The organism is Gilliamella sp. Choc6-1 (assembly GCF_001690385.1).
In the GTDB taxonomy this organism is placed as follows: Bacteria; Pseudomonadota; Gammaproteobacteria; order Enterobacterales; family Orbaceae; genus Gilliamella; species Gilliamella apicola_A.
In genome coordinates this window covers 1-5,256 of the sequence record NZ_LZHI01000052.1, presented here as the reverse complement: position 1 = coordinate 5,256, position 5,256 = coordinate 1, and the positions used below count along the sequence as shown (strand labels likewise).

The 5,256-nt window shown below is 38.8% G+C and carries 3 protein-coding genes and 1 pseudogene; all 4 read right to left on the bottom strand.

Annotated elements, in window-relative coordinates:
* Positions 1-455 (bottom strand): annotated as a pseudogene (locus A9G36_RS07350) (hypothetical protein); the annotation flags it as partial.
* Positions 456-474: 19 nt separating this feature from the next.
* A complete protein-coding gene (locus A9G36_RS07345; protein WP_065585536.1) occupies positions 475-987 on the bottom strand; it encodes a DUF2345 domain-containing protein in 513 nt (170 codons plus the stop codon).
* 88 nt (positions 988-1,075) lie between these two features.
* Positions 1,076-2,323, bottom strand: coding sequence for a hypothetical protein (locus A9G36_RS09905; RefSeq protein WP_081295250.1), 1,248 nt, complete (start codon positions 2,321-2,323; stop codon positions 1,076-1,078).
* Positions 2,324-2,384: 61 nt separating this feature from the next.
* Positions 2,385-5,123, bottom strand: coding sequence for a type VI secretion system Vgr family protein (locus tag A9G36_RS07335; protein WP_065585580.1), 2,739 nt, complete (start codon positions 5,121-5,123; stop codon positions 2,385-2,387).
* Positions 5,124-5,256: the final 133 nt, after the last annotated feature.

Genomic DNA, 5,256 nt, shown 5'->3' with positions numbered 1-5,256 from the left:
CCTTCCTGTTTCTTTTGCTGATAACCATACCAATCTAACTGATGCATATATAAACTGTATAACGTTATTGATGGTGGTGTGTCGGTTGAATTAGCAATTTTGGGCATTTGTAACAGGTGCCTGACTAAGGTAAACCCTGTTGAGAAATAAGCAACTTTTTGTTGTTCCTTATAAGGCAGTTTTAGTTCAACATTGTCCTGATACACAATTTTAGGATAAACATCATTCACTCGATAAGCTATCACTTCACCATCAGCCATACAACGCAGCTTCGCTTCCTCTTTGATTTCTTTCAATACCTTTTTGTCAATATGGATACCACCATGCCATATGCCATTGGCACCAAAGGGATAAAAGCCACTGTTTGCTTCTGATAAGGCTTTATAATAGGCATCTTGACTTAATTGTTTTTCGCCAACGGGAAAGTTAAAGTCGGTTATTTTTTTTATAGTCATTGTGTTACTTCCTTACAAATTATTCCGAAAAGCTTTTTGAATTGAACGATACATGTTTTCTTAATAACATTTCGAGTTCCGAATCATTGTTATTTAGCTTTGCGGATAAATCATTACTCGCCGCGCCCATCTTTTGCATGACATTACACTTCAGATAAACATTATCTTGGGTGCCCAGTTCAATGCCTTCTTCGCTGATTTTTATGTATGAGCCGCCACACATTAACGTAAGCTGTTCGCTTGCGGTGACAGTGAGCTCACCATCGACACTGTCAATTTTTATATCCTGCTTGGCGGCCATGTTGAGGTTGGCGGATACTTCTAACCCTGAATTTTCTGGTTTAATATGATAGGAATCACTGCGAACTTCACCACCTTTAATATTTATTTCAGCATAATAAGGTATACCAAAAGTGGCATTGGGCAAAGATTTTGGTAGTACTTCAATTTCTTGTCTACAAAAACATCCCATAAGCGAAAAAACTAAAAATAAGTTAATAATTAAAATTAAATAATATCGTGATTTTTTCATATAGTTTATTGCGATTAATTGAATTTTTATTAAAAATAAGTATGTCTTAAACACTTTACCATTTATCTTGTTGCCATATATTTTTTATTTAAGGAATTTTACTTACCACCATAGCTGCGAAGGAGTATTGCATAACTTCTCCCAAAGTTCTGCCTGAATCCAACTGGTTGTATACCTCGCCCCATGAAAATAGTTCAAGTTGAACCTTTTCAGTTATTGCTGTTTGTTCTGTTATTTCCAGACCATTGTGTAATTTTAATTTATCTGTCCAAACTATCCAGTGGTTTTTAGTTGTTAAGATATTCTGATTATTAATCATTTTTGCTGCTATTAATACAACAACATGTGTATCAGGGCTAATATAAGAATTTAAACGACATAAATCTTGTAAAGTTAAATGCGGTCCGCTGATCTGTTTCATTAAACTTGTATTGATGCTGTATAAAATTTTAGCACCAGACTTTTCAAACCATGTTTTAAGGTTTCCTGCAGTTGTAATACCTGAGAATTTATCATCAGGCGAATCATAATCAAAAACACTGTTTTCTGAACCCCTTAAACTTGCCAAGGTAATCCAATCTATGCACGAAACTTTTGGGGTATACCCTGTTGAATCATTTTTAAAAAAATTTGTAGGATGGCGACAATCATAACCAGACTTTATTTTTAATGTGCCAATTTTAGTTTTACCTGATTCCCAAAGTTCTTTGACAATCTGTTTATATAAGTCTGGTCTATCCATCAATAAGCAATAAAAAAAAGCTGCAGGTCCACATAAACTGGCATCACCTTGATTAGGAAAATTGTATTTGGCTAATCTTAATTGCAAAGCTCTTTCTATTTTAGCTTTGGTAAACGGATCCATTGGGTCACCAACCGGATGTTCTTTAACTTCAAAAACTCTTGGCTTTGATGTGATTGTCACTTGAAATATAGATGATGTGCCAGATTGTGTTTCTTTGACTGTTTCATTGTACTTAAATTCCCTTGATAGCCCCCACTTTTTGTCCAAGATAATAAATCCCTTAAGTGGGATAATTGCTGTCATAGGTTCTTCTAATACTGTATAATCCTCTTTAGCTAATTTATGTTTATGATAAAGATTTAGTTCTAATATATAAGAGGTATTTTCGGGATCTGAAATATCTAACGATTGGTGAATTAATGTTTTCTTATCAGCTTGTAACGGCTGTTTACCTGTTGATTCTAAAGCATAAATTTTATTACCTTTGTCGTCCATTTTATATAATTCCATTTCATAAATAATATATTCATGATTGGTTTTTGTCTCTATGCTTGTAAATATATTGTATACTGTCATTAAATTTTCATCCATTATGTTATCATTGTATTTAAAAATGTATCATATTAATTATTAATGATTTTTATGCAATTTTTTATTGGTTGATAAGTTCCCCATTGCTTGTTTTACTTAATACTAAACGGACAGCAATTTTTTCTTCTTTTTTTGTATAAAACCTTTCTGTATAGCCTTTATCATCTGTTTTCCCTCGTTTGACTGAACCATCTTCCATAAACGCTAAATATTCAATATTTTTATATGGCTCACCTTCATCATTAACCATAAGGTACATTAAGCTATACTTATCATTTTTATTCGGTTTATTTGGTGAAAAGTTAGTTTCAATTGCTTCAGGCAGTGCTATTTCGAATCTATCTTTTTGTGCCACCCCCATCTTCTGCATCACATTACACTTCAGATAAACATTATCTTGGGTGCCCAGTTCAATGCCTTCACTGCTGATTTTTATATATGAACCGCCACACATTAAGGTGATTTTTTCACTGGCGGTTATGATTAGCTCACCATCGACACTGTCAATTTTTATATCCTGCTTGGCGGCCATGTTGAGGTTGGCGTTTTGGGCTTGCACCACAATATCGCCTTGGTTGGCAAAGAGTTTCATGCCTGATTTGTGGGCAAATAAGCCCATCGCTTCGCCCGATGAGAGGGTAAGGTTTTTTAAGGCGGCAATGTCAGTTTGGTTTTCACTGGTTAAAGTAACGCTGTTGCCGGTGGAGAGTTGAATGTTTTGTGGACTGGTTAAGGCAATGCCTTCTTGGGCATAGGCAAGTATGCCGCTTTGGGTCAGTTGGCTTAATGTTTTGTTAAGTTGTTCTTGGCTGTCAGTGTCTGCACCGTGGGCTTCAGACTGAGTAGCGGCATTTTGTAGTGCTTTGGCAATGGATAGCGCATTTTCAAGCTGGGTAATGGCGGCTTGCATGTCGAGCTGTTTGCCTTGCGCTTTCGGCTCGGTTTGGGTGGTTAAGTATAATCCCCGTGCAGCTGCTATGGCGCCCCATTCGTCGGTTCTTAGCTCAAAGCCTTCGCCACGCTGCGCTTTACTTTGGTCAACTAAGTGACCTAAATTCAGTTGGGTTTTGCCGTATTCGGTGGCGAGTTTGATGTGCTCTTGCCCCCGTTTGTCGTCCATGCGTAATTTATTATTCGCTGGGGTGCGTATCACATTGCGGTGTTTGTTAATGGCGGTGACAGGGTCTGGGTGAGCACTGTCGTGCATTGCATGGGCAATATACGGTCTGTCAGGGTTGCCTTGCATAAAAGCTATTGCTACTTCAGTACCGTCAATCAGTGGAAAGTGAAAACCGTATTCACTGCCGGCATAGGGTTTGGCTAACCTTATCCATAAGCTTTCTTCGCCATTTTTCCAATCTGTTAGGTCAAAGTTAAATTTAACCCGGTAGCGCCCTTGGGTATCAATATAGCCATAGGTGTCATTATCGGGACTGGTGACCCGTGCCGGTAAGGTGCCACTGACTTGTGGCCAAGCAAGGGGTGCTGGGCGATACGGTTTTAATACCTTAAAAGGTATCGCAGTAAAACTGAGCTGGTAAGCATCAGTGCGGCTGCCGCTGCCCGTAACACTTAAAATAATAATGCCTTCATCAATATCAATCAGCGGGGCGCCATTAAGGCTAATGAGTTGCCCAGGAGCAAGGTTATAACGGTTGCTTTTGCCTCGGATAATTATTTGTTCACTGATTGCTTGTTCATGGCGAATACGTGCGTACCAATTGCCACTTTCTGGGGTGCTATTAAGGTGGTAATCATTATTTTGTGCATCATCGTTATTCTCGCTTACCCCCCCATTTTGCTCACTTTGAATATTTTTATAAATTTTGTTGGGGCTATTTTTTTGACTACCTGAACTGACACTGGCACTACCTGCATATTGATAGTGCTCGCCATAACGGTAGTCGGTGCCGTTAGTGGTGCGGTCATCGGGTTGGCTATTGACCTCGCCAAGTAAGTTGGCTTTGGCATCACGGTAGTTGTAATCTTTCACTTTAACCGATGATGCCACCGTTTGGCTGTGCATGCTAATATCCCAAACGCTTTCAGTGCCACCGTCCAAGGTGCCGCTGGGTAATTTGTAATTAATATGGGCAACTTGGTCATAACCTTGTTCATAATCGCTTATCACCATTACGTCGCAGTCGTGCTCGGCATGGCTTTCAAAGCGAAACCAGATACCCACATCCGCCATTAAGCGTTGTATAAATTCAAAATCGCTTTCTTGCCATTGGGTAATAAATTCCCTGGCTGGGTAGTGCTCTTTAAGTTCAAGGCGGTAGTCTATGCCATTAAGTCCGTGGCTTCTAAGTATTTGTTCAACCACGCTTACTACGCTTTGGTTCTGGAATATGGCACAGTTGCGGTTTAACGTTAGTCTAGCCAGTCGTGGCGATAAGACCACTTGATAATGCGCTTCCTCTTTATTCACCGATAATTGGCTAAACTCGGTGATAATACCATAAACCTTGCGAGTGCTTTTATCATTAGTAAAATCACCCAAGGCACGGATTGCAGAACTGAGCGCATCGCTTACAACAGAATTAAATGAGAAAGTAGCCGGTTGGTTTAAAAAAGCATCGGTAGATAGGGTTTTATTGGCACTGGTAAAAGTAATGGTGTAACGCCACAGCTGGTTTAAGGCCTCTTCGCCTTTGACGTTTAACACCGATATAGGAGCGCTGAGTTCATCAATGGTTAGTGTATAACGGTTATGGCTAACTTTATTTGTTAATTGGCTAAGCAAATCTTTCCCTGCTTGTCCTGCTTGTTCGACGATTTTATCTAAATGTTTTACCATTTTTTTTCCTTATTATTCTTCGCATTCAATTTAATAAGTGCGTTTTACCCCATTAAATGGATTAATGATTAGTTGTTTTAAGGGGCATGAATAGATAGCCATAAATCTGGCGTTGAGGATTGTTACATTGATA